Consider the following 25,691-nt stretch of genomic DNA (forward strand, 5'->3'; position numbering starts at 1 on the left):
CAATGCAACCAGTCACGTTTCTTGAAGCACTGCAGTATGCGCATAGTAAGAAGGTGGTACTGCCTGATGAGTTTTACTCAATGGATCTTAAGACGCGGCAAATGGCGACTACGGTTAGCTTCTTGTCGAGTCTTGAACAAGCTGAGTCTGTGATTAAATCACTGAATAAAACCTTAGCATCGGGCGGCACCTTTAACGATTTTCAGAAGCGTGTAGCTGAGTCTGAAATTATTTTACCCAAGCATTACCTGGACAACGTATTCCGTACCAACATCCAAAGTTCGTATGGTCATGGGCGTTGGCAGCAACAGCAACGGAATAAAGATAAACGTCAGTATCTGATGTATTCGGCTATCAATGACTCACGTGTGCGTCCTGCACACTTAGCATTGAATCGAATTGTGCTGCCGATTGATCATCCATTTTGGCTAACGCATTACCCCCCATTAGGTTTTCGTTGTCGCTGTACTGTCATCGCGCTTACTGAGAAACAGGCGCTTAAATACGGCATTACACCTGATGATAAGTTGCCCGAAGTTGCAGAGGAATTGGATTGGAGTTCACATCCTTTGCAATTTGGAGAGTTTGAAGCATTGGTGGATCAGAAGATTTCGAGGTCTTTACTAGATAAGGAATATCTATTAGAGCAGAAAGAGGCAATTAAAGCCGAATGGACTGCATCTAAAAAGCTCACCAGTCTGTTAGCCCCGATGGATGATAAATCGAGAGAGTTATTCAACACGGTGGGTAATACGGTTATTCCTTTAGATCCAACCATCAGACCAAGTGCGATTAAGACTTTCTTGGATTATGTGCAGGGCAATGATGCAGCGCTTACGGGATATTTGAATCAGCCATCAATTAGCTTGGCTGAGGATGTTCTTAAGCAGTGGCTCAGACAAGACATGCAAGCCTTGAGCGCCGTGGCGAGTAATTCAGCTGCAATCGTGACAGGTGGAGTGACCTTGCAGCATGTAGTCGCTTATGAGGTTGGGCAAACCATTCAATTTAATTCGCCATTACTGTTGGCTGAAAATGCTTCCGATGTGGTGTTGCAAATTGAGAATGCGAAAGGTCTAGGTATTGATCTTGAGAAACTAAATGCTGGTCATGGCGTATTAATGCCAATAGGTTTGTCATTTGAAGTGGTTTCGATTGAAGCGCTGAATGGCAAGATGATTTACACACTTAAAGCATTGGTGAATTAATGACTAAAAAATGTGAATCGTGTCGACGTGGTTTGGATGGTCGAAATGGTAATGGTTATTCGCCGTGTGGCTGCGAGAAAAAAGTAGTTGTGATTGGTAGCCCATCGAGAGTGAATAATCTTGTACGAGCCATGTGCTGCGCTCTATCGCGACCACCAAAGAAACCATGAGTCAAAATTAACTGAAGCCGCCTAATGGGCGGTTTTTTTATGGAGCATGAAAAATGCCTGAACTTAATGAAGAGCAGGGCAAGTACCTATTCTCACTATCCGCCGTGGACATTGTTCCTCAGGTTGAAGGTGATAAGAAGCGAACCTTTAAAGGCACGGCTTACGGAGGTGGTCGTGTTGATGGTCACTGGTTCTGGGGGCGAAATGGTGTTGTTTTCGATCTTGAAGGAATTGAGATTCCAACGCCAACCCCTTTACTAGAAGAGCACTTCAGTACCAGTCGTGTCGGTGTAGTGAAGGAAGTTGGTATCAATCAAAACATCACTGTGACTGGTGACTTTCTCCGCAATGCGAAAGCACGTGAAGTCGTGGATGACGCAGATGATGGTTATCCCTTTCAAATGTCCATGTTCATTGATCCTGGTTCTGTTGAGGAAGTGGGGCAAGGGGTAAACGTTGTTGTAAATGGACAAACCTTCACTGGACCAGTCGCGGTATTTCGAAACAACCGCATCCGTGAATTTACGATCTGCTCAACAGGTGCGGATCGAACAACGTCGGTAAATGCATTCTCAGCAAAACCCGGTACAACAAATCAACCCACAGAGGACACAGACGTGACCGAATTAGAAAAGGCGCAAGCCCGTATCCAAGAGCTGGAGACTAAAAACTCTGAGCTTGAAGCCCAAAACAAGCAGTTTGCAGCAGCAAAGCGTGAAGCTGAAATTACAGCTTTAGGTAAAGATCTTGGCAAGGAATTTAGTGCGGACGATATTACCGAGATGAAGGCATTAGATGATTCCGCATTTGCATTTTCAGAGAAACAACTCCGTCAATTCTCAGCAGGTAATCAACCACCAGCTGGTCAACAACAGCAGAACACTACTGTTGCGCCACATCTTGCACATTTATTCACTCACCAAGCTACAGGTGGTCAGGGTGGGCAAGGGCAAGGTGGTAATCAAGGTTCAGCACTAGATCAGGCTTTCCAAAAATTCGCAGCCTCTCAGGAGCAAAAATAATGGGAACGATTACTCAAACGATCACATCAGAACAATTGGTCGTCGGAAATAGTGTACGCACTGAAAATGCGAAGGTCACAACCAATACAGCTTATAAACGTGGTGATTTGCTCCATGTTGATGCAGCTAATGTGGCGAGCCACCCGGTAGTGACAGATGATGTAATTGGTGATTGGAATGCTATCGCTGTCACTGATTTCACAGCGGAGCAAGCAACCTACCATGCAGCGAATGACCTAGAAATGCCGATCTATGTACAAGGTCCTTTTGATGTGGGTGTGGTTACTGTAAATGGTGTGAAGCTAACAGCGGGTCAGGTCGATGCTGTTCGTGCACAAGGTTTAAACAACAAAATTGAACTACGTAAAGTAGTGGGGAATTAAGACATGGGTCAAATTTTTACTTTTCAGGAAGCTCCTGTAGAGCTCCTAGATGTACCACAGTTGGTGTTACTAACGGATACCACACAAAAGGTAGATACCTGGTTAATCGATCGCTTTTTTCCGCAGCGCGTGTCATATAACAAAAATGTGGTGCCTGTTGGTGAATTGAATACAGCCACTCCGCTTGCTCCATTTGTAACCCCGAATGCTGGTGCTCGACCGATTAAAGTTGAAGAATCAGGTCAAGTGCAATTTGTAAAACCAGCTTACTTAAAGCCTATGATGACAGTAACGCCTGCAGATGTTCAAAATGCTGCATTAGTTACCCAATTGCGTAAACATGGTGTTATTGCAACTGGTTCAAACCGCCTAAGCGATGCTGATCTTCTTTTGATTGACCAAGCGCAAAAGGCCCTATATCTGCGTCAGTCTATTGATAACCGAAAACTGCTCATTGCACGTGATGTCTTGTTATATGGTAAGACCACGTTTGCTTCTGCTGATTTCCCAAAATATGAAGTGGACTACCGTCGTAACCCTGCTTGTAATTTCTCTCCATTAATCAAATGGGGGCAATCAGGCGCAAAAGTCCTAGATGACATGCAGGCGATGATTGATCTATCAATTGAACATGGTGGTTCATCGCCAAATATGATTTTGACGAGTTCAAAAGTCTTTAATGCAATGAAACAAGATGCAGAGTTTGTGGCTAAGTTCGTAGCTCCATATGCAGGTATTAGTGTCCCATTAACACCGACTTTTGATCATAAAGATAAAGCTCAATTCCGTGGTGTGGTGGACAATATTGAAATCTGGACCTATGACGTTCAGCACAATATGGATGGTGCAGCAGGTCGCTTCATTCCAGAAGACTTCTTTGGCTTGATTAATGATGCTAATGGTTGGATCGCGCACTGTGCTATTCAAAACCTAGAGGCATTTGGGCAAGCTCTGGAATTCTTCTTAACCCAAGATCAGAAAAAGAACCCGTCTAGCATTGAGTTGTTAGCCGAATCATCACCACTCGCAATCCCTAACAACAAGAACGGTCTTGTTGGTGGTCGTGGGTTTGTTTAAGGAATAAAGCATGCCAAAGTACATTGCAAAACAGTCCCTCGGTCATTATCGACCAGGACAAGAAGTCAAAGGGCTTGAAGAAAAACATCTTCAGGCCCTTTTAGTATCTGGAGCTATTGAAGAAGAAAAAGCTCCAGAACAACCTAAGGCTGATGGTACTGCTGCTCAGCTTGCAAGCCTTGCTGCAGAAGTGGCAGAGCTGAAGGCAAATGAGGAAATCCTTATTGAGGGTAAGGATAAAGCCGATGCAGAAGTGGCAGAACTTCAAAAGAAAGTTGAAGGCTTGGAAAAATCACTAGTCACATCTGAAACGGCCTTAAAGAAAGCCACTAGCGAAGCTAAGAAAGCACCGCCAGCAGATAAATAAGGTGATCTATGTACGCGACTGAAGCTGATTTAAAAACACGGTTTGGTGCGCAGGTGATTGAAGAGCTTAAGTTGGGGCGTGAAGGTGGGGCAGATCCTGTCGATGTTGTGCAAGTCGCATTGCAAGATGCTGAGGAAGAAATTAACGGTTACATCGGTAGCCGTTATTCTTTACCACTTGCAAGCGTACCCTCCAACTTAAAACGTATAGCGTGTGATATCGCACGTTATCGTCTTTACACTGAAGATCCTCTGGAGCATATCACCAAGCTTTATGACGATGCGATTGCTTTCTTAAAACGTGTCCAGGACAAGAAAGCGGATCTGCAAATCATCGATGTGCAGAGTAAAGAAATTATCGACGACACACCCAAAAACAAACCATCTACAGCACCTATAGGCACGACTTATACAGGTGGTGTCTTTGGTGACGATGTCCTTGGAAAAATGCCGAGCATTAAGTGAGGTGACGTATGCCAGGAGCATTAATTGAAATCCGTGCCGATGGTGACTCAGCGATCTCAAAAGCTCTAAGTTTGTATGCTGATGTTGAAAAGCGTCAATTCAGACTTTATGAGCGCATGGGTGCAGCCTTGGTGGAAAATATTCGCGATCGCTGGTCTCGCGGAGAGGGCTTATACGGCAAGTGGCCATTATCCGTCAGAGTGATGCGTCAAGGCGGTACAACACTTCGTGATACCTCTCGCCTGATGAACTCAATTACCTACAACACTATCAGCAATGGTTTTGAGGTTGGTACAGACGTTGAGTATGGCGCGATCCATCATTTTGGCGGTGAGATCAAACATGAAGCTCGCCAAAGCACGGTTTACTTCCGACAGAACCAAAAGACCGGTGTCGTCGGTAATCGATTTGTTCGTCAAACACGATCTAACTTTGCTCAAGACGTGACCGTTGGTGCTTATACAGTGAAAATGCCTGCACGTGCTTGGCTGGGTTTAACGTCGGATGACGAGCAGGATTTATTAAACATTGTTGAGGATGTCGTGCTAGATGAGTGATGAAAATCTATATGCCGTGCGAGATGAGATAGTAGCGCGCCTCGAGCAGTTCATGGATGAATGGGGTGTAAAGAAGATCTATACCCCTAAAAATCTAGGTGTGACGACTGAACTGTCCCAAATCACCCCTAACATTCAAGTGAACTTCCGTCGTACCAAAAGTGCGGGAGTGGTAAGCAAGGGCGATGCGCTAAAGCTGAAAGTGGTCTGGGAAGTAACAGCGTGTTGTAAGCATGCCGCATCACAAGTGACAGATGGTTCTAGAGCATTTGATATGGCTGGTGATCTAACCATTAAGATCATCAAAAAATTGAGTGGCTGGGAACCTGAATCCAGTGCTGAACCACTGATCTATATAAATACCGAAGAAGACATTTCTAAAAGCTGTGTCTACTCAACAGTGGTTCTAGAGTCTGAGCAATTTATTCAAACCGAACCTGATTAAGGAACCTTATGAAAACGCAATACAAAGCCCTAAAGCCAATTGGCCCATGGGTGAAAGGTCAAATTGTGGGTGATTTACCCCAAGAAAAAATTAAACAGCTTTTAGATGATGGCGTGATTGAAGCAATCAAGCCTGAGGTAAAAGCAGAAGCTAAACCAAAAACAAAAGAGGTGCCTGCGAATGGCTAAGAAGTACATTTCATTACGCGGTAAGTTCTCTCTTGCTCCAATTGTTGAAGGTGTTGTGGGAGCTATGCGAGAGCTGGGAAACATTCCTGACTTTACGCTCGAAATCACTGCTGACAAAATCGAGCACACCGAGTCAATGTCAGGTGATGATACGACCGATTTGGTGTTATACAACACCACGGCAGTTTCATTCAGTGGCACACTTGAACAAATTGATGCAGATAACCTGGCATATATCCTGTCGGGTAAAAATGTAGCTGTAGCAACTAGAGCTGTAACTGACTATGATTTAGGTTCGGTCACGAAAGGGCAAAAGATCAAATTAGATGGTTTTAATTTGACTTTACCTACAGTGACCGATGGAGCATCAACACCAGTTCCTATTGAATCAACGAAATACAAGCTAGATGCGATTTATGGAACTATCGAGTTTCTTGATGATTTGCCAAAAGTTGTGATTGGCTATACCACTGGCGCAGTGACACACACTACGATTGCATCTAATTTCGGTGCTGAATATGCATTGTTCTTTGAGGGCATTGATAAGATCAGCAAAGACAAAGTGTTCTTAGCTCTGCATCGAACAGTGAAGACACCTGATTCAAGCTTTGGCCTGATTCATGAAGAATTTGGCTCATACGAAATCAGCGGTGATGCCTTGGGTGATCTGACCAAAGATAAAGATGGTGCACTTGGCTTATACGGCTATTACACCCAAATTCCAAAAGCAACATAAACACATACAGGCACTTAAATAGGATGCATTAGGCATCTTTTTTTGTGCCCATAAAAAGCAAAAGCCCAGCGACTGCAATCGTTGGGCTTTTTATTTCCACCCGCCAGTTAAAAGCAAGGGAAAAAAACTTGTGATTGAAATTATAGCAGTAGTTTTACAAAAAGTAGAGGTTGTAATGGAAAAACATGGTTATTGGAAAGTAACAGGTGCCATTTTGATGGGTATTTTCATCTGGCAACTCTCAAACATTATTAATGCATTTGTGGCTTTAGCTAAGGTATTTCAATGAATGATTTTTTTATTGCCTCAAGTCGATCTATTAAGGTTGGTGAGCTATTGGTGCACCAGCTGCAGATGCACAACTTTGATGAGTGGTCAGGTGCGGCGCAGGTCATTAAAGACTTTTTGAATAATCATCCAGATGAAACCACACAAAAGATCTTTGATGCTCATCCATTTGAATCGACGCAATTGATTGCCCACTGTTTGCAACACAGTATTGAACAAGTCATCGATCTATTCAAGAAAGATGGTGCGCTCAATATTTTGTTATTGGATGCTGTGATCAAAGTGAATGACGCATTCTTTACCGAGCCAAAACCAAAACACCGGGACGATGTGGATCCACGTAAAAAGAGCAGTTGGTTTGATGTATTTCAGCTTCTCGTATCGAATGGCCACTCACATGAAAGCATCATGCAAATGAGCTATGGTTCATTCCGACACTACCTTAAAGCAGCTCAAAAAGCCGAGCGTATGAAGATGCGTAATTTGGCAATCGCAACCCGGGCGCAGAATGCTATCAATAAGAAGTTCAATGAATTCATTAAGAGTCTTGAGAAAGAACAGTAATTTTCACATTGTGATGTGAATTTGAGCACGTTATGATTTAGCTGTTAAATATAAATAACTGGGTAAATTCATGAAAAAATTATTAATTACAGCTGCTTTGATGTCTGTTTTTACATTAGCAAATGCAAATTTGGCTGGGGCAAGCATTAACGGTAAGCAAGTTCGCAAAGGCCAAAGCTATGGCGAAGTGGTTGCAGCTGCAGGTCAGCCAACATCACATTATGACTACGTTAAAAACGTAGGTGGTAAAGACGTTTCAGTCCGTGAACTTAGCTATGTTGATGGCAGCAAAACTTTCACTGTCGTAATTGAAGATGGCAAAGTTACTACGATCCGTAGCGTAAAGTGAGGTTGCTGGTGAAAAGAACACATAAGCTTGCAATTGCTTTCGTCGTTTTATTAATAATTTTGATTAAGTTTGGATTGGGTGGAAACCAAGATCATATCGAGAGTAACCAATCTTTAACTGAAGACAAGGTTCAAGTTACCAATCAAAAGAGAATTAGCCCTGCTGATAAAATTGATTTGCATGCCTATAGTGAATACACAAAAGAAAGCTTTCCTAAACTTTATGAAGTTGTTGGAGATGATGGATTGAAGAAACTATTTCAGCATGACATGGAGTCAGCATACAAAGTGGCAGAAAGAAGTGATTGTGATAGGGTTATTTATTCCGCATATTCTGAAAAATCAAATTATCCATCAAAGATAATTTCATTTGTACGCTGTCAAAATGGCAATATTTTCGATGTTTCAAATGAGAATGTTGAAAAAAGATAAAGCACATAAGGGGCTTATTTAATAGCAAAGTTTAACCACCGTGAGGTGGTTTTTTTACGTCTGTAATTCGAGGTCTGCATGTCTGGAAAAAATTTAACATTCAAATTAATCATGGATGGAGATAGCAAAGGGTTAGTCGCCGCTGCTAAGCAATCTGAGAGTGTAACAAAAAAAGTTTTTGAAACGATTAAAGCTAATGCAGATCAACTGAAGCAGACTAGTGTAGATACAGCAAAAACCCTTGAAAATATTGTTCCAGAGAAAAGCAAAGATTTGGCGGATGGTCTTTCAAAGTCTTTAATCGGTGCAACTCAAATTATTCGCGATGCTGGAAATAATGCCAAAAGTGCTGCAAGTAACTTTACTGATTTCGGTAATAAGTCTGTAAAAGCTTTGGCATTCTTAAAATCAGACTTAGAAAAAGCAAAGATTAGACTTGAGGCTTTTTCAAAAACCAAAGTAACACCTGTAGATATTGAAATTGCGCAGAAACAAGTTGATCAACTCGAAAATGAAGTTCAACAAGCTAAAAGTGCATTTATTGATTTTCACACTGAAGTGGGTAAGGCAAATTCAAGTTTAAATAGTACAGAAACCGCGGCAAAAGCAGCGCAAAGTGGATTAAACAGCGCAAAGTTTGCTGCAAATGCTCTTGCCGGAGCTATGGCTGCACTAGGTGTAGGGCTTGGAATTCAAGAGTTAAGCCAAGTTGCGGACGCTTATACTAACCTCTCTGCAAGAATCAATATTGCGACCAAGGATGGTGGTGACTTTAAGTCTGCAATGGCTGGTGTACACCAAGTTGCTTTGATGACGAACTCCAGTCTTGATGCTACGGGCAGTTTGTTTACTCGTTTAAATGCTGTTGGGAAAGACATGGGGATGACCCAACAACAAGCATTAGATTTAACCAAAACTGTTACTCAAGCCATTCAGATTGGTGGAGGATCAGCCCAAGCAAGTGAAGCCGCAATACAGCAATTCATTCAAGCAATGCAAGGTGGTGTTCTTCGGGGTGAAGAGTTTAACTCAATCATGGAGAATGGCTTTGGTGTTGCAGAGGCCTTAGCAAGAGGCTTAAGTGTTACTACTGGCGAACTACGTAAGATGGCTGAAAATGGGGAGCTTTCAGCTGAGCGAGTGGTAAAAGCTTTGCAAGGCCAAGCAAGTGAAGTTCAAAAGACTTACGATCAATTTCCAACAACTATTGCCAATGCGTTGCAGCGTATATCCACTAGCTGGGAGATTGTTATTGGTAAGATGGATCAGTCTAATGGTGCGAGTGCAACTGTCGCTGATTGGTTGGTTACCATTGCAGACAACATGGTTGTTGTAGAGACCTTATTGAATGATATTGGTAAAGGTTTTATTTGGGTTGGGTATCAACTTAAAAAGGTTGATCCAGCCACAATTGAAGCGTTAAAAACAGCACTTATTAGCGCATATGAAACACTCAAAAATGCAGTAACAACTTTGGGTAATGGCATTGAGGCAACAATAGATCAACTTGATTTAATTCTTGGGAGTGTCTTTCAGTTTAATAGCGGTATAGATGAAGCGACGGATAAAACTAATGGATTTACTAAATTTCTACAGGCACTCAATGTAGCATTGGGTTTTCTAAGTGATGGATTTAGCGCTATTGCAATAGTTGCTAACTTATTCACTGGTGTGATTTATGATGTGGCTGCCGCATGGGCAAATTTAAAGTCAAAATTCACATGGGGTGATGTTAAGCAGCAAGCCATTGCTGATATGGATGCAATGGCGACCAAGGCACAGGAGTACTACAAGAAAGCCTCAGATGGCGCATTAGAATTTAAATCTAAAGGTGTGCAAGCTCTTGATGAAATTGGTAAAACTCAAGAGCAAAAGAACGCGGAAAGTTTAGCCCAATCCAAAGCAACCTTGGACCAAATGCTTTCTAATCAGCAGTCCGAGTTGAATGGCAAGAAAGTCACCGAGGATGAGAAGTTAAAGGCAGTTATGGCTTATGCTGAAGCTGCTATTGCTGCGAATAAAGGCGTCATGGATGGCATGATGCAGGCTGATCTAATAGCGAAAGGCTATATGGTTACCATGGATCAAGCTGGAAAAGTTTCAGTACAAGCATTCAACCAAGCCACTGATAGTGTGAATAATACTGGTAAAGCACTCGTACAAGCACGTAAAGGTGCTGAGGCTTTGGGAGTTGATCTTGATATTGCCCTCAACCGTGTTTCTGAAAAATTTGCTGCTAACCAAAATCACTTGACCAATTACGCTAATGGCCTTGATGAGCTGGGCTTAAAGGGAGAGCAAGCTGCTAATGCATTGTATATGGGGTGGGAGAAATGGTTAGCATCAGCAAAGTCTGAAGTTGAGATAGAGGGTGCAAAGGCAAAACTTCTATCGTTTGGTGAGCAAGGAAAATTATCGACATCACAAGTTGAGATGGGAATGCAGGCTGTAAAACGCGCCGTGCAAGAAATTCCCGATAGCCTATCACCAGTCGAAGCAGCTTTTGAGCGGTTAGGTATTAAAACCAAAGAGCAACTTAAACTTGCAGCAGATTTAGCCTTGAATGACTTCAATACCATTTTAAAAAGTGGTGAAGCTACTCAAGATGGTCTGCAACAAGCATATGAGGAAACCATTCGTTTAGCTTATGCCTCGGGAGATGCTCAGGTCATTGCTGCAGCTAACGCCAAGGCCGCTTATTTGGGACTCGAAGTCCAACTCGATGCTACAGGCAAAGCCACAGTCACTAAACTTGGCGAGATCCAGCAAGCAGCAATCGAGACTCAGCGTACTGTGAGCCAAGTCAGCCAATCTACTACACAAGAGCAGCCTGAGATAAGCCCTGAGCAGCAGGCTACCAATGATCACTGGGATGACTTCAAGGCAAAAATGAAAGCGCGTACCGATGAGCTAAACGCTAAATCACAAGCACGTGGTTCAGGTGGTGGTAATGCTTCATTACTATCGAATGGTGGGGATCCTGTTCGGCAGATCCCCACAGCACCTGAGGCTCCACTTATTGCGACTTCATTCGATATACAAGGAATTGAAAACATGCAACCGACTGAGAAGAAAGTGCTTGAATTGCAATCTGGTGGTAAAGCGGCAGAGCTACAAGGTACGCCTGAAGCAGTAGATAGTGTTGAAGAGATGCTTCGTGAATTTGAAATGCTTAAACGGAGTATGTAATGAAGTTAATTCGTAAAACCACAGGAGAAACCATCCAACTAGAGGATGGTTTTTTTTGGTCTGATGAAAACTGGGCTGCAATTGAACAGAGCCAAGAATATGCCATCAGTGGTGCTTTGATTATTCAAGAGGGGCGTAAGCAAGCAGGTCGTCCAATTACATTGCAGCCAGCCAATAAAACTAAAGGTTGGATCAAGTTGCGTGATCTGAATTTGTTGCGCCAGTGGCAAAACCTTCAAGAGCAATTCACGCTTCGGTTTGAATGGCCACATGATCAGCGTGAGTTCAATGTGATTTGGAATCATAAAGATGGTGCACTGGAAAGCTCTACAGTTAAAGGCACCCCAGCAACATCACTTGATACTTATTTTAACGTCACCATGCGTTTTACAGAGGTAAGCGATGACAATTGAAACCCATAATTTAAAGCTCCTTGAGTCAGAACGTATTCGTACAGATGCCGATGATGGTGGGGGCAAATACTCAGGCCGTGAAATTGTCGACGGTGAAAGTAATAACCTGTTCAATGATATTTCTGAGATGGACCGCACCACGGGTCGTACATCTATTCAAAAGATTTATGCTGCTGTGGATACAGCGGATACCGATGCCTTAATGGGTGCGACGGTATTCATCTCGCAGAATGCCCAAGATCCCAATGTCTCCGCCGTGTTATTTAGCACGGATAGCTGGACGGATGAACGTAAAGAAGCGCAGAACCGCATTGAAAACTATAATGCCAAAGGCGCGCAGATTGCTGGCACACCGTTAGACACCCATTGGAAAGGCATGAAGTCTCTGCAGGTAGCGATGTTTCCCCAGGAAGCGGAAAGCGCTATTGGTACATCAATTGTGTTGATCTCGAATGAGGGCAAAACCTTAGAAATTGAGCAATACCTACGGATCACTGAAGTATCGACCCGCACGGCTTATGTGATGGTCGACGGCAAACAGGTGGAATATAAGATTGCGACCTATGGCCTCAGTGATGCATTGAAAGCTGATTTTGTGGGGCTATCTGCGAAGCAATGGTATAGCGGTGAAAAGAGCACCACGATTATCCGTGACACCATTGTGGCGGATACAGGTAAGTATTATTCCAGTGCGAATCTTAAAGAAGCTGCACAAGTGGGTGACTATTCTGTGGTTGCCGAGGATGTGTATACGCAGTTGGTACCCTCGGCACAGACAGAAACCCCGATGGTAAATATCAATGCTGCAGGTGATTCTGTAACTTTGGTGAAAGCCAAGAATGGTGTGCTAAGCAAGACTTTCAATAATGTCGCCATTAATACTGTGTCGAGCCTGTATCTCGGCTCATCGGTCATGCCGAAATCGGTGGAGTTCACATTATTTGGTTCAGCGATTAGCGACGTCGGCGGTGAGCTTAAAAATGCCGCTGGTACATCCATTGGTACCATCAACTATCAAAACGGTTCGATTGCGTGGAATGCAAGCGCAGGGACAGGTACAACCAACCTCACGATTAACTTTATGCCTGCAGCAGCCGTAACAGCACCTGTTGAATCTGAGCTGATCTATGTCAATCAGGAGAACATCGGTTTTAACTGGATACGTAATTTGGTCCCTCTGCCATCACCGGGCAGTTTGCAAGTCTCATACTTGGTTCAGAATCAGGTCTACACGCTTCGAGACAATGGTGCAGGGCAATTACGCGGTGCTGATTCATCGTTTGGTTCAGGCAGTATTGATTACGACACGGGTACCATGGCACTCACCACGGGTGAACTCGCTGATGTCGGTAGTGCAATTCTGATGACGTGGAGCAATATGATCACGGCTCAGGAGCGTTCAGGATTAACCATTAATAAAGCCTATATCGAGATCCCTGTAAACGACTCGATTGTGGCAGGGACTTTAACCGTTGACTGGTTATTGAATGGGGTCACCAAGACAGCAACTGACAATGGCCAAGGGCAATTTACTGGAGATGCCACAGGGACCATTGATTATGCGGATGGTGTGGCCAAACTGATGCCGACTTTGTTGCCCAATGGCGGTACCACGTTTAATGTCTCAGGTCAGAAAGGCACTAAATCAGCAATTCAAGTGACTGCGGTACCCACGGACGGAAGCATTTTGATTGAATTAGACAATGGCTCTGCGGCATTGATTCCTAAGTCTGTGAAAGTCCGTGTACCCGTCAAATACATGAACTACATGGGCGAGGTTGAGCTACGGGATCTGCCGATTGATGCCACCACAGGGCGTTTAATCAATGGTGCAGGTCAGCAACAAGGTACTATCAATTATGCGTCTCGTAGCATGAGTATCACCCCAAGCACCACACTTGAAGCGATTGAGCGCGAGAAGATTATGCAGCCGTTTTATGGCAAATATAATACCTCTCAAGAAGCGATTGCTGCAGGCATGCTAGGGATGACCATTAAGTATGAAAATACCAGTGAGACGCATACTCTAAGCCTGAATGAAGTAGTAACTGCAGTGACGGTGAGTGTCTCGTATCGTGATAGTTCTGCGGCTCAATCCTGGTTGGATACCATCATTGGTTCTGTGATAAAAACGGATTTAACAGAGGGCTTTGCTGAGCAGATTCTTGCAGGTTCGGTTCGCTTTACCTTAGCCAGCTCAACCTATGTCGATAAACTCGGATCGCTTTACCGTAATCCATCAGTGACCACGGGTGCGGGAACGGTAGCGGGTCAGATTCACTACGGGAATGGGGCAGTAGAGCTATCTGCATGGGATGTGGGTGGGGCAAATAATCCAACCTTAGAGACCTTGGTGACTCAACTGGAAAGTGTGCAAACCAACCAAGTCTCATACCGTGCACCGATGATTCCGATTCGGGCGCAGTCCTTAACATTGTCTGCCACCAAGGTGGAAGGTGGAGTGTTGAATATCACCCCTGATGGCTCGGGTACCATTGATACTGCAGAGTGCGATGGTTTCTTTAACTTTGACCAAGGCTATGGTCAGTTTGTTTTTCGGCAAAAGATTGAGGTGACTGCTACCAACCGTGCTGAAATTATGGCGCAGGATTGGTATGTAGCAGAGCTGGAATATAGCAAGGATGGTAAGCAGTGGATTCATAAGCCCATTATGGTCCTGCCTGAAACCATCAAATACAGCGCAGTCGGTTATAGCTATATCCCAATTGATGCTGAGTTATTGGGTTTATCTGCAGTACGGCTACCGATTGATGGTCGAGTCCCGATTTTCCGATCAGGTGAGATTGGGATTGTCAGTGCGAGTAAGTCGCAGGAATTACCTGATTATATTGCTGGCCAAATCTACCCATTGAATGATGCACGGATCTCCTGGTGTGAACTTGAAGATGCCGACGGCATTAAAATTCCATTTGATCTGTACACAGTGGACTATGACTACGGAAAAGTGACTTTAAACGGTGATTTTGCCTTAGGTAATCTCACTGGACCACTGACTGCTAAGTATCGCTACCAAGATATGGGTTTAGTGCGTGATGTCAAAATCAATGGCCAAGTGACTTTTACCAAGCCTCTGACGCACAACTATGATCCAGCGCATACCATCATCGGTTCTGCACTGGTGATTGGTGACATGCAAGCGCGTTATACCCGTAAGTTTGTACAGTCGACGTGGGACAATTTGTGGAAAGATGAGGCGGTGGGTGCAGCCATCTCAGCGAATTACAACGATACCCTGTACCCGATTGCTGTCACCAATCAGGGCAATATTCAGGAGCGTTGGGCGATTGTCTTTACTTCTAATGATGCATTCCGAATCATTGGTGAAAGCTCTGGTCAGATCGGAACGGGAGTGCGTACTGAAGATTGTTCCCCAATCAATCCAGTCACCAATGCACCTTATTTCACCATCAAAAAGGAAGGTTGGGGTAGTGGATGGGCAAGCGGCAACGTACTGCGCTTTAACACCATTGCAGCCAATCATCCGATTTGGGTGATTCGTACCGTGAAGCAGTCTGAACCTACGGTGTTGTCTGACTCATTCCAAATCATGCTGCGCGGTGACATTGACCGGGCGGCTTAACTTTAAATTCAAATATGACCGCTGCGGCGGTCTTTTTTATGGGTAAAACATAATGGCAATGAAGCAAACACAAACAAAGATGTTTGATTTCGCAGATGTAGGCTTGGATTTCTGTGCTGGTTCAAAAACATTATTTCCTGATCGTTTTAAAAAAATGCTGTCACAAGGCTATAACGAACAGACTGTTGCTAGTGTTTCAGTAACAGGCGATCAAGTGACATTGAACTATGGAGTGGCACATGGTTACGCTGCAGATCGGGTGCTTAAGATTAATTCAGGAGCATTGGCGGCAATCAATGGAGGTGAGTTTTGGATTGATTCAGTCACAGCAACCTCAGTCACCATGACTATTGATGCTGCACCAATTTCACTTTCAGGTGGTTTTGTGACTAAGATTGCATCCCTTGGGTGGGAAATAGTTTATGAAGCAGGACTTATACAGATCTTTAAATTTAAGAATTTGAATGAGGAAGATTTATATTTACGGATTGCTCATCAAGCCCTTAGCGGCCACAGGAACACCATGATGCCTTGTGTGGGTAAAACAGTAGACTTGGATTTGGGTGTTATTACTGACCAAAATGCTTATGTGAATGGTCGTTCTGGTAACAACGCGGGACAAGCTTTACCGAAGTGGGATTTCACTGCAATGTGGACTGGTAATTATAATAATTATACATATTCCCAAGGGTATAGCATTCTAGGAAATGCCATTGTAGTGGGTAGCCGCTATCATTTTCTAGCCTTGATCAATACCGAAGGGAATTTAAACAGCGGTTTAATCAATGGCATTGTGCCAGCAGCAACGATTAATTATTCAAATTTAAACTATCCTATTTTGTTCTTGTATGACTCAAGTGCTTCAGACAAGGATAATAGAAGTATTGATTATTCATCGATTAGAAAAGGGGTAATAGGAAATATCCTTTGCAATTTTGTGCCATCGAACTCTACAGCAGTTTTAACCCCGCTTGCACCCCAAGCGGCAAGCTCATATTTACCAAGTACCATCAGTGGATTTAATACCACAACGACTGAACTTCTGCCGATTTATGAAGAGAGTACAAAGCAGTTTTTAGGATATGCAGCAGGTGGGATTTATATCGCCAAATATGGTGCATCTAATACCCCGCCACGGACTAAAATAACATCTCCCTCAAAGACCATGGATGTTGATTTAAATAACTTGGTTTATCTGCATACCGCTGGTGGACCGAATAGTACATCTGTGACGTTTTATGCTGTTCCAATCGAGGAGATTAAAATTGTCACTTAAGCTCATTCGAGTGTTCTTTGGAAATTATATTGCCGATGATCAAAAGCTTATTGATATGCATTATGTCAATTTAAGACTTCCTCGTTTACTGATCACAGTCACCAATCCTGATCAGGGGTATGGTCAAATCAAAGGCACGATCAAGAAATTGGGACAGAATTACTCGTCTGTTCCGGTGTGTTGTTTTAAAAGAAGTAATCGACAATTGCTTTGGGAAACTACATCAAGACCTGATGGTACATATGCATTTAGAAATATTGCTGTAGGGCTTGAATGCTTTGTTGTGGCCCTTGATCCCAATGGACAATATAACGCAGTCATCTCAGACAAACTGGTGGCCAAATGATTCAACCCTCTTTAAAAGCCAGTCTTGTGCAACTCCAAGCACTGGCCACATATCTCGATCAAGGAAGCTCAAACGCTTCCTTTATTTTTTATGATGATGCAAAACCAGCTTCAGTCACAGTTTCTGCGAATAATGCTGCTAAGTTGGTGATCCTGACTTTACCTAAACCGTGTTTAAAGACGATGCATGCTGACCGCATTGAGCTCAATCAAACTGATGCAGCAACGGTAACGAAAGCGGGCGTTGCAACTTGGGCGCGATTGCTGAATGGCGCAGGTGAACCTGTTGCAGACTTTACCGTGGGTACGGATATAGAGCTAGCCAATCCTGAACTGGTCTTAGGCAGCACCTTAATGATGAACTCATTGATCCTCAAACCATCTACATAAAAGAGGTGGACATGTGGCGAACTATATTCCACCAGATGCACATCATGTAAATCTTAATTTTAAAGACATTGCGACAGGCTCTACTGATCTTAACTTTGGTGCAGATGAACAAAATCTCGCATCACTTGAAGCCACTTTTGATACTTCCTTTTTGGCTTTGTTTCAGGCCCAAAGTTTCGACTTTAATGTGCTTGATGCTGAGATCAATGTTTCATTTCAAGCGGAATTTCAAGCTGTATCAGGGCAAACAGCAACACTTGAAGCAACCATCAATACAGGTTTTATCCCTGAACTGAACGTGGTGGGAATTAATGCGTATTGCTCCCTCGATGCAGTGATCAATACATCATTCAATCCCGCCTTTGCAGCCTTGTTCGATATTAATCATCAGCTCGGTGTTGAGCTGATATTCAGTGCTGTATTTGAGCGTGCAATCACACAGCTTGGATCAACTGAAATACCATGGGCGAAACCAGTCTTAAGGGTGTCAAATGACACCTTTTTTTACGACCTTGGATTGGTGGTGAACCATGGCAATGACATTGGCTTTCAGCGGGGACGGACTTTATCTGAATCCATTCACGCGGTGTTTGACCAGGGCGCGAAGCTCAGTCGCAACCAAAGTGTGCGCTGGCAAGAAAACCTGAAGATTCGGATTGCGCGTGACTTGTATTTTGATGAATCGATCAAGCTGCGATTGAATCGTGAATTGACTCATCAGGAGATGATCCGAAAGCGGCGCAATATCTCGTTTTCACATCAGGTCGCGCATGTGTTTGAAAAGCATTTTAGCTTTGATTGGGATAGAGGCTTAGAGCTGGTCACACAGGACGAAATTCCTTGGGATAAAGCCAAGTCTATCCATTATCGCAAGCATCCCGTTCAACCGTGGCCAGAGCCTGAGATTCCTCAATACGAAGGGACGGGCGATCTTGAGTTTGTATGCCTGTGTCATGAGGTGGATTCACATGATGTTGCTCTCAACTTCGGTGCGGATGATTGCATACCTGGCATACCAAATCGTAATTGGTGGTATATATTGAATAGTTTATCTGTGACGCGCCTAGATAATGGCGTATCAATTGAAGTCTATGACGGGAATTACAGTACCGATCGCAGTTGCTGGTGTTGGTCCTATACTTTGACCGTACCAGCATCCCAGATTGGCAAACTTGAACCGATCAATGGCCAACCTGTGATTTTAAAAATTACAGTGAATGGTACCGAGCATCAAATGTTGCTTGAGAACCGACGACGTTCTCGTAAATTTGCCCAAGACACCTATACCTTGATTGGTCGCAGTCAAACAGCACTGCTTGCTGCACCGACAGCGCCTTTACGCTCATTCTTACAAGAAAATGAGCGAACCTCCGTCCAGTTATGCCAAGCGGAACTGGATCGCGTATTTAGCGATACAGCACTGAATTGGCAGTTGATCGATGCGTTGGGCTGGATTGTTGAGCGTGAATGCTTAAGTTATTCCAACTTAGCACCAATCGATGCCATCAAGATGGTGGTTGAAAGTGGTGGTGGATTTATTTACAGCGAAAAGGGCAGCAATACACTGACCATTAAACCGCTATATAAAAAGACCTTTTGGGATGTGTTGTCGATTGCTGAATATGATCGCTTATTGCCTGAGTCTGCAGTGGTGAGTCAGTCGACTGATTACCAGATCTATCCAGATTACAACGGCATTACGCTGACCAATGATCGTAAAGCTTTGGTCTCTCAAGTAAAGCGTACTGGTACCAGTGCCGATACCTTACTTCAGCCTGAAAATAATCCATTATTTAACTATGTCAGCATGGGCGCTTATGGAAAGGCCAAACTTGCCAAAGCGGGGATGATTGAAACACACACCTACAGCATGCCGATTTCGCCTGAAGTGGGTGAATGTGTGCCTGGAGAAGTACTGGCATTTAACGCAGAGTGGTGGGGAATTGTAGATAGTGTCAGCGTCTCGTTCAGTCATGCGCTGGTCAATCAAACCGTGAAAGTGGAGCGTGTCAATCGTGAGTAATGCATTACAGCGTTTAATTGATTTGCTTCCTACAGCTGCAGAGTTTGTAGGGACCATTACCAGCGTGGATCATCCGAACTACAAAGTGTTGGTGGTGGGTGGATCGGGATTAAATTTAGTCACCAGTTCAACACGCTACAACTTAGGAGCATCTGTATTTGTGTCTGATGGTGAGATCAAGCGACTCGCGCCATTGGGTGAAGTGATTCAAATCGAAGTTTAAGTTTAAAAAGTATATGGCACCCAAAAGGGTGCTTTTTTATTGTCAAAAATTAGGGGGAAGTAAATGGAACCAGTGTCCACAAGTGGTTTTGCTGCGTTTTTAAAGTTCTACGGTGCAGCAATTATGGTTACTTTAGCAATAGCACTTGTTGCAACGGTTGTCATCATGATGCGCTTGCCACGTTCACCACAAGAGTGGGCGGTGGGTTTGATTTGTACGGTTGTATCTAGTCTGACTGGAGGCGCTTTTATTATCGTGAAATGGGGGCTGCATGAGTGGGTAACGGATATTTGGGGGATGATCGCTTTGGGCGGATTCTTCTTTGTCTGTGGGTTACCGGGTTGGGCTGTTGTGCGGTGGACTTTTAACTTCATCAATAAACAGGAGGGGAAAACCATTATTGAAGTGGTTAAGGAGCTTAAAGAAGCCAGAGAAGATTTAAGAAAGTAACACACCAAATTATATGCCGACTTAGGGCGGTTTTTTAATACTTGAAGGAAAGTGAAATGAAATTAATTGAAAATTGGCAACAGGCTTGGAAACTCAAGTCAGTACAAGTGGGCGCAGCAAGCGCCTTTTTTTATGCCTTGATTTTATTATCAGAGCAGTTTTTAGGTGTGTGGAACGTAATCCCACAAGAACTAAAAAATAAGATTCCTGAAAACATTGCCGAGTGGTTGGGAATGTTTGTAGGCGTGGCTATGGTGCTTGCACGCTTGAAAAAACAGCCTGAAATTCACCCAGTACCACAATTATTAAGCTTTGCCACACTACCCATAAGCTCCATTACATTCGATCAGGCCTTTCAACGATTAATTGGTCATGAAGGTGGTTACAGTGATGACAGCCGTGATCCAGGTAATTGGACAAAGGGCAAGGTTGGAGTCGGGATGCTAAAAGGTACAAAGTTCGGCTTAGCTGCTAACACCTATCCAAACCTTGATATTAAAAACATCACATTAGCCCAAGCCAAAGAAATTTATAAAAAGGACTGGTGGGATAAATTAGGCGGTCATGGTTTGCATTCAGCCATTACTTTTCAACTGTGGGATTTTGCAATTAATGCTGGTAAGAAACGAGCAATCATTGAGTTGCAACAAGTTGCGGGGGTAACTGCTGATGGAGTTATTGGTCCTAAAACAATTACGGCTGTGAATGACTTGGATCTAAATGATGTATTGCTCAGTCTTACTGCAGAACGATTGAAGTTTTATACATCACTTTCAACATGGCCAACATACGGAAAGGGTTGGGCAAATCGTGTAGCGGATAATTTGAAATATGCTGCTCAGGATAACTAGTCGCATGTTGCTGTGCATCCTGCTATCAGGTTGCACAGCGAATTCGATTTCGACAAAGGTGAATGTCACTGTTTGCGTGCAGTGTGTTAATTGATAAAGCCATTAGGTGATGAGTAATCCCTATATTTATTTAAGGCGTGGAGCTATCATCATAAAATATAACTATTCTTAATTGGGATTAGTTATTTTAGATAACTCTTTTCTCGGTCTATTAACTTATCAAGATCTCTTTATTGCTGTTAATTGGGTCATTAATTCATCGCCATAAGAAGTTAATGTCCAATATATATTATTGTCCGAAGGTGGATGCTTCTTATTACTTAACGCAATTAATTTTAAAGCTCTAAACTGAACAATTATAAGCCTTAAGTCTTCCAAATATGCTTTCCTGTTAGTCAAGTTTTTTAGCTTGTTATTCTTTGCAAAATCTTCTATTTGTTCATGGCAATATCTGTAAATGCATGATCCAAGAAGAGTTAATAAGTTTTCTTCGCTATTTTCAACAAGCATACTTGGAGATAAAAATTCGAAGATACTATTCCAAGTTATTTCAACGCTGATGATATAGTTTTTTTTGGTTGTATAAGCAGTATCACCAGCTTGATTAGCTTTATAGAGTATATCTAATATTACAACATCCTCCCCTTGTGATAGATTTTCAATACCTTCTGGTTTTAACCTTAAATTTTGAATTGTCGTTTCAAGTTCCTGAACTTTATTTCTTAATACTAAAATTTCTTGAGTTGTATTTTCTGAAGGAATTAAATCAGCACGTACCCACCCAACAGCAGGGTAGGTTTTTATTGTTTTAGAAAGACTTAATGACACAAGTCCTGAAATTTGGTCTAAATTTTTCCAAAATTTAACAAGCCTACCAGTGCATACCTTTTCTCTGAAATTTTCTAATTTTTCTTGTAATTTTGAATCTTTTTCACATTTGATCTGAGGTAAGTTATTGGGGTCACCATGAATTAGTGCAATGACTTTCATTCCTTTTGAAACAGCATAATCATATTCCATTTCAGTGTAGCCAATACCTTCAGGACTTAAAGAGCCATATCTACCCCCAATTAATAAAAGGTAATAGTCACAATCATCAACAACTTTTTTTATGAAGTCCCATTGCTCTTCATCTACAGCTGGGAAGAGCTCCATTCCAGCAGGAATACAATCCATTTCCATGAGAGTCTGAATAATATGTTTACGCTCTTCTTCTAAATCCTTAAAAGTTGAACTCACAAAAACTTGGTATCTTTTATCCATTTGAATCATAACTATTAAAATTCACATTAAAATAACATGCTTAGAATTTATAAGCTATTGATATTGAAAGGGTGGGAGAGGCATGACCTGACTTAGTCAAGGGGTGGTAATCCTCCCATAAATAACCGAAGTTAAAAGTAGAGGTTAAGCAGCCATTAGAGGTGGCTTTCCTTTGTTAGCTTGATGTGGTCTTTCATGGTTGTAATGCCACAACCAGTTTGTTGCATAATCTTGTACTTCATCCAAAGTATCAAATAAATGCTTGCTCAGCCAACTATAACGTATGGTCCGATTATAGCGTTCAATATACGCATTCTGCTGTGGCTTACCCGGTTGAATATATTCAATACGAATACCGTGCTCAGTAGCCCAGCGCACAAATTCGTGACTGATAAATTCGGGACCATTATCGCATCGGATCACTAACGGTTTTTCTCTCCACTCCAGCAATTGATTCAACGTACGAATAACCCTGATTGTGAGCAATGAGAACCCTGCTTCAATGGCTAGGCCTTCGCGGCGGTAATCATCAATCACATTCAATAATCGAAACTTGCGACCATCGGAAAGCTGATCATGCATAAAATCTAATGACCAAACCTGATTTTCTCGGATTGGTTCTTTCAATGGTTCAGGCGCATGCCGATTTAGTCTTCTTCTCGGTTTAATACGCAGATTCAGTGCCAACTCACAGTAAATGCGGTAAACCCGCTTGTGATTCCAGCAGCAACTCTCAACATGCCGTAAATACGAGAAGCACAAACCAAAGCCCCAATCGGAATTTTCCTCAGTGAGTTCAATGAGCTGTTCAGCAATGAGTGCATTGTCATCGCTGAGTTTGGCTTGATAGCGGTAGCAGGTTTCACTAATGCCAAATGCTTTACAAGCCAAACGAATACTAATGGCATGCTGGGCAACTGCCTGTTGTGCCATCTTACGCCGGCAAGATGGCTTTACCACTTTTTTGCCATCGCTTCCTGGATGATTTCGGCCTTTAATCGCTCTTCCGCATACATCTTTTTAAGTCTGGTATTTTCGGCTTCTAGCTCTTTCAGTCGAGCCATTAATGATGTATCCATACCACCATATTTGGCACGCCATTTATAAAAGGTAGCATTACTCATGCCGTGTTCACGGCAAAGGGTCGCTACAGGTGTGCCAGATTCTGCCTGTTTCAAGATGGACATGATCTGACTGTCAGTAAATTTAGATGTTTTCATGCAGAATCTCCTGCTCGTATCTTAAGAGAAAATTCTACTTTTAGATCCTATTATTTTTAGGGGGGATTACCGGGTGTAACTATTATTAAGCTACGCCCCTGTTTATACTTCATTGAAAGTAATATCTAACCACAAATTAATTATGATCAAATGTTGACTATTTTTTATTGCGCAAGGATTCAATTAGATTTTCTATATTTATTATTAGGATGACTGTTAACTTAATTTGTTCTCTTAAAACAATATAGTCATCGATTAAATTAGCTATTTCTGTTATGGCTACGTTTTCACTAGCCCCAGCTAACATATTTTCTATCCACTCTCTATTTTGAGGACTTTGTCTTGCATATTGAATTATATTTTGACGAGTATCTATGAGTTTAGCGTTACTCAAATACTCAACTATCCTTTCTACAACCTCGATATTAAAATTAAAATAACCCAACTTTAAAAGTTGATCTAAGTTGTTGTTTAAAAAGTCAAAAGTATCATAATATACTTCAATTTTACTTTTTGAAATTGAAAACCGTCTTAATGGATTGTTCTTAAATAAATCTTTCAAATCATTTAATTTGAAGTCCATTTTCATTAATGGTGTAGTATCGATAATAGGATTATATTTTTCTATTGGTGTAATTAAGCTAGTTGCAGCATATTTAAAATCATTGAAATTCTGTTCTATCAAAATTGAAATTTTACTAAATTTCTCAATTTCTAAATCCTTTCTTTCCTCCTCTATTTTCCTTCTGTCATCTAATTGAGTTAGTGTGGAAATGATAAAAGCTAGCGAATTTAAAAATAGGCCAGTAAGAACGATGCCAAAAAGTGCAAGACCAGAAGCTAAAATCCTTGTAGCATCGTTGCTTGGAACTATATCGCCATAACCCAGTGTGGTTATCGTGATTAAGCTAAAGTAAAATGCAGTATAGAAGCTTTCTAAGTTAATCCCCTCTAAAGAACTTACAAGCTTGAATATAGGAATACAGTAGATAAGGATGCTTGAAACAAAAATAGCAGCCAAATAAATTAATGCGAAGTATATTGGATTGATTTTAGAGAGTTTGCGTAAAGCTTGTCCCATCATTTCTGAATACATGTTAACCCGGCAGAGTAAAACTTGAAGTGCGACATAAACCACCTAATTAATTTAAAGGGTTTATGGAGTATATAAAATTGTCATACCATCATCTTAACTTTGAAGATCGTACTGCATTAATGCTTGAGTCAAGAAAAGAAGGCTTTTCAGCCAGAAAATTTGCTGAACTCATTAAAAGACATCCTAGTACGATCTATCGTGAGCTTAAAAGAAATAGCATCAATGACGTTTATCAAGCTCGATATGCTTCTGATAACACCTTCGCTAGACGTAGACGTGGTCACAGAAAACTCAAAATCGATTCAATCCTCTGGAAATTTATTGTTGAAGCGATCCGTTGTTTATGGTCTCCTCAGCAAATAGCAAAGCGTTTAAAGACATTTCCTGATTTGGATCAAACAATGAATGTAAGCCATACAACGATTTATTCAACGATACGAGCATTACCCAAGGGTGAGTTGAAAAAAGACTTATTATCCTGTCTACGTCATGAAAATAAAAAGCGAAAAGCTAACGGTGAACCTAAAAAAGATTCTATATTACAGGATATTAAAACTATTCATGAGCGCCCAGCCGAAGTTCAAGAAAGAAAAATACCGGGTCATTGGGAAGCTGATTTAATTAAAGGTAAAGACAATAAAAGTTCGATAGCAACACTTATTGAACGAAATACACGGCTCTGTATCTTGGCAACATTACCTGATGCAAAGGCAGAATCAGTGCGCAAGGCTTTAACTGAAGCTCTGAAATATTTACCTGCAGAACTGCGTAAAACGTTGACCTATGACCGTGGACGTGAGATGTCAGAACATAAAATACTCGAAGAAGATTTAGGCATAGATGTATATTTCTGTGACCCACATTCACCCTGGCAAAAAGGCACATGCGAAAATATGAATGGTTTAATTAGGCAATATTTACCTAAAGGGATTGATTTAAATCAGGCAGATCAGCATTATTTAAATCAAGTTGCCATGTCACTGAATACTCGTCCTAGAAAGGCGTTAGATTGGCTTACACCATTAGAGAAATTTGCTCAGCTTGTTGATTATCATATGGCTTTTGAAACTGTCGCACCTCATGTTTGAATTCGCCCCCCATA

Annotated in this window: 28 protein-coding genes; 25 read left to right on the forward strand and 3 right to left on the reverse strand. The window is 42.2% G+C overall.

What is annotated here, in order from left to right; translation table 11 throughout:
* The first annotated feature begins 2 nt into the window (after window positions 1–2).
* The 24 genes from CDG62_RS09620 (at window position 3) to CDG62_RS19615 (ending at window position 21,010) form a co-directional block, all read left to right on the forward strand.
* Entirely contained in the window at window positions 3–1,208 is a 1,206-nt protein-coding gene (locus CDG62_RS09620) for a phage minor head protein (RefSeq protein ID WP_087526842.1), read from the forward strand.
* 223 nt (window positions 1,209–1,431) lie between these two features.
* Window positions 1,432–2,400, forward strand: a complete 969-nt coding sequence (locus CDG62_RS09625; RefSeq protein ID WP_087526843.1) for a hypothetical protein — start codon at window positions 1,432–1,434, stop codon at window positions 2,398–2,400.
* Window positions 2,400–2,783, forward strand: coding sequence for a hypothetical protein (locus CDG62_RS09630; protein ID WP_228254439.1), 384 nt, complete (start codon window positions 2,400–2,402; stop codon window positions 2,781–2,783). The genes CDG62_RS09625 and CDG62_RS09630 overlap by 1 nt, the downstream gene beginning before the upstream one ends.
* 3 nt (window positions 2,784–2,786) lie before the next feature.
* Window positions 2,787–3,860, forward strand: a complete 1,074-nt coding sequence (locus tag CDG62_RS09635) for a major capsid protein (protein WP_087526845.1) — start codon at window positions 2,787–2,789, stop codon at window positions 3,858–3,860.
* Window positions 3,861–3,870: 10 nt separating this feature from the next.
* A complete protein-coding gene (locus tag CDG62_RS09640) occupies window positions 3,871–4,227 on the forward strand; it encodes a hypothetical protein (protein ID WP_087526846.1) in 357 nt (118 codons plus the stop codon).
* An 8-nt stretch (window positions 4,228–4,235) separates the two neighbouring features.
* Window positions 4,236–4,691, forward strand: a complete 456-nt coding sequence (locus tag CDG62_RS09645) for a gp436 family protein (RefSeq protein WP_087526847.1) — start codon at window positions 4,236–4,238, stop codon at window positions 4,689–4,691.
* Window positions 4,692–4,699: 8 nt separating this feature from the next.
* On the forward strand, window positions 4,700–5,248 hold the full coding sequence (locus CDG62_RS09650) for a phage virion morphogenesis protein (RefSeq protein ID WP_087526848.1): 549 nt from the start codon (window positions 4,700–4,702) through the stop codon (window positions 5,246–5,248).
* Window positions 5,241–5,693: a hypothetical protein gene (locus CDG62_RS09655; RefSeq protein ID WP_087526849.1), complete on the forward strand. Its 453-nt coding sequence runs from the start codon at window positions 5,241–5,243 to the stop codon at window positions 5,691–5,693. Before CDG62_RS09650 ends, CDG62_RS09655 begins: the two co-directional genes overlap by 8 nt.
* An 8-nt stretch (window positions 5,694–5,701) precedes the next feature.
* Complete coding sequence (locus CDG62_RS09660) at window positions 5,702–5,881, forward strand: hypothetical protein (RefSeq protein WP_087526850.1); 180 nt, start codon at window positions 5,702–5,704, stop codon at window positions 5,879–5,881.
* A complete protein-coding gene (locus CDG62_RS09665) occupies window positions 5,874–6,617 on the forward strand; it encodes a hypothetical protein (RefSeq protein WP_087526851.1) in 744 nt (247 codons plus the stop codon). The genes CDG62_RS09660 and CDG62_RS09665 overlap by 8 nt, the downstream gene beginning before the upstream one ends.
* Before the next feature lie 130 nt (window positions 6,618–6,747).
* A complete protein-coding gene (locus tag CDG62_RS19330; RefSeq protein ID WP_162904024.1) occupies window positions 6,748–6,906 on the forward strand; it encodes a hypothetical protein in 159 nt (52 codons plus the stop codon).
* A complete protein-coding gene (locus CDG62_RS09670) occupies window positions 6,903–7,469 on the forward strand; it encodes a hypothetical protein (protein ID WP_087526852.1) in 567 nt (188 codons plus the stop codon). The genes CDG62_RS19330 and CDG62_RS09670 overlap by 4 nt, the downstream gene beginning before the upstream one ends.
* Window positions 7,470–7,539: 70 nt before the next feature.
* Complete coding sequence (locus CDG62_RS09675; RefSeq protein WP_087526853.1) at window positions 7,540–7,818, forward strand: DUF2845 domain-containing protein; 279 nt, start codon at window positions 7,540–7,542, stop codon at window positions 7,816–7,818.
* Window positions 7,819–7,826: 8 nt separating this feature from the next.
* Window positions 7,827–8,249, forward strand: a complete 423-nt coding sequence (locus CDG62_RS09680) for a hypothetical protein (RefSeq protein WP_162904025.1) — start codon at window positions 7,827–7,829, stop codon at window positions 8,247–8,249.
* Between the two features lie 78 nt (window positions 8,250–8,327).
* Window positions 8,328–11,438 (forward strand): tape measure protein, encoded by a 3,111-nt coding sequence (locus CDG62_RS09685; protein WP_087526855.1) that lies wholly within the window; start codon window positions 8,328–8,330, stop codon window positions 11,436–11,438.
* On the forward strand, window positions 11,438–11,851 hold the full coding sequence (locus CDG62_RS09690) for a hypothetical protein (protein WP_087526856.1): 414 nt from the start codon (window positions 11,438–11,440) through the stop codon (window positions 11,849–11,851). The genes CDG62_RS09685 and CDG62_RS09690 overlap by 1 nt, the downstream gene beginning before the upstream one ends.
* Complete coding sequence (locus CDG62_RS09695) at window positions 11,841–15,452, forward strand: hypothetical protein (protein ID WP_087526857.1); 3,612 nt, start codon at window positions 11,841–11,843, stop codon at window positions 15,450–15,452. The genes CDG62_RS09690 and CDG62_RS09695 overlap by 11 nt, the downstream gene beginning before the upstream one ends.
* A 52-nt stretch (window positions 15,453–15,504) precedes the next feature.
* Window positions 15,505–16,728, forward strand: a complete 1,224-nt coding sequence (locus tag CDG62_RS09700; RefSeq protein WP_087526858.1) for a hypothetical protein — start codon at window positions 15,505–15,507, stop codon at window positions 16,726–16,728.
* Window positions 16,718–17,074, forward strand: a complete 357-nt coding sequence (locus CDG62_RS09705; protein ID WP_087526859.1) for a hypothetical protein — start codon at window positions 16,718–16,720, stop codon at window positions 17,072–17,074. Before CDG62_RS09700 ends, CDG62_RS09705 begins: the two co-directional genes overlap by 11 nt.
* Window positions 17,071–17,463 carry a hypothetical protein gene (locus tag CDG62_RS09710; protein WP_087526860.1) on the forward strand — a complete coding sequence of 131 codons (393 nt, stop codon included), beginning with the start codon at window positions 17,071–17,073 and terminating at the stop codon, window positions 17,461–17,463. The genes CDG62_RS09705 and CDG62_RS09710 overlap by 4 nt, the downstream gene beginning before the upstream one ends.
* 13 nt (window positions 17,464–17,476) lie before the next feature.
* Entirely contained in the window at window positions 17,477–19,486 is a 2,010-nt protein-coding gene (locus tag CDG62_RS09715; protein WP_087526861.1) for a hypothetical protein, read from the forward strand.
* Window positions 19,479–19,709: a hypothetical protein gene (locus CDG62_RS09720; RefSeq protein ID WP_058869408.1), complete on the forward strand. Its 231-nt coding sequence runs from the start codon at window positions 19,479–19,481 to the stop codon at window positions 19,707–19,709. Before CDG62_RS09715 ends, CDG62_RS09720 begins: the two co-directional genes overlap by 8 nt.
* A 63-nt stretch (window positions 19,710–19,772) precedes the next feature.
* Complete coding sequence (locus CDG62_RS09725) at window positions 19,773–20,159, forward strand: hypothetical protein (RefSeq protein ID WP_087526862.1); 387 nt, start codon at window positions 19,773–19,775, stop codon at window positions 20,157–20,159.
* A 56-nt stretch (window positions 20,160–20,215) separates the two neighbouring features.
* Window positions 20,216–21,010: a glycoside hydrolase family 108 protein gene (locus tag CDG62_RS19615; protein WP_087526863.1), complete on the forward strand. Its 795-nt coding sequence runs from the start codon at window positions 20,216–20,218 to the stop codon at window positions 21,008–21,010.
* A 219-nt stretch (window positions 21,011–21,229) separates the two neighbouring features.
* Here the strand turns inward: CDG62_RS19615 and CDG62_RS09740 are convergent, their stop codons facing one another.
* The 3 genes from CDG62_RS09740 to CDG62_RS09750 form a co-directional block, all read right to left on the reverse strand.
* Complete coding sequence (locus CDG62_RS09740; protein WP_228254440.1) at window positions 21,230–22,282, reverse strand: DUF4062 domain-containing protein; 1,053 nt, start codon at window positions 22,280–22,282, stop codon at window positions 21,230–21,232.
* A 135-nt stretch (window positions 22,283–22,417) separates the two neighbouring features.
* A protein-coding gene (locus CDG62_RS09745) for an IS3 family transposase (RefSeq protein ID WP_087526864.1) occupies window positions 22,418–23,493 on the reverse strand; the annotation gives its coding sequence in 2 pieces (ribosomal slippage) (window positions 22,418–23,241 and window positions 23,241–23,493; 1,077 coding nt in all).
* Window positions 23,494–23,650: 157 nt separating this feature from the next.
* Window positions 23,651–24,577 carry a potassium channel family protein gene (locus CDG62_RS09750; RefSeq protein ID WP_162904026.1) on the reverse strand — a complete coding sequence of 309 codons (927 nt, stop codon included), beginning with the start codon at window positions 24,575–24,577 and terminating at the stop codon, window positions 23,651–23,653.
* 131 nt (window positions 24,578–24,708) lie between these two features.
* Here CDG62_RS09750 and CDG62_RS09755 point away from each other — a divergent pair, with 131 nt between their 5' ends.
* Window positions 24,709–25,677: an IS30 family transposase gene (locus tag CDG62_RS09755; RefSeq protein WP_005804963.1), complete on the forward strand. Its 969-nt coding sequence runs from the start codon at window positions 24,709–24,711 to the stop codon at window positions 25,675–25,677.
* Window positions 25,678–25,691 lie beyond the last annotated feature (14 nt).

This window comes from Acinetobacter sp. WCHA55 (assembly GCF_002165305.2).
Lineage (GTDB): Bacteria > Pseudomonadota > Gammaproteobacteria > Pseudomonadales > Moraxellaceae > Acinetobacter.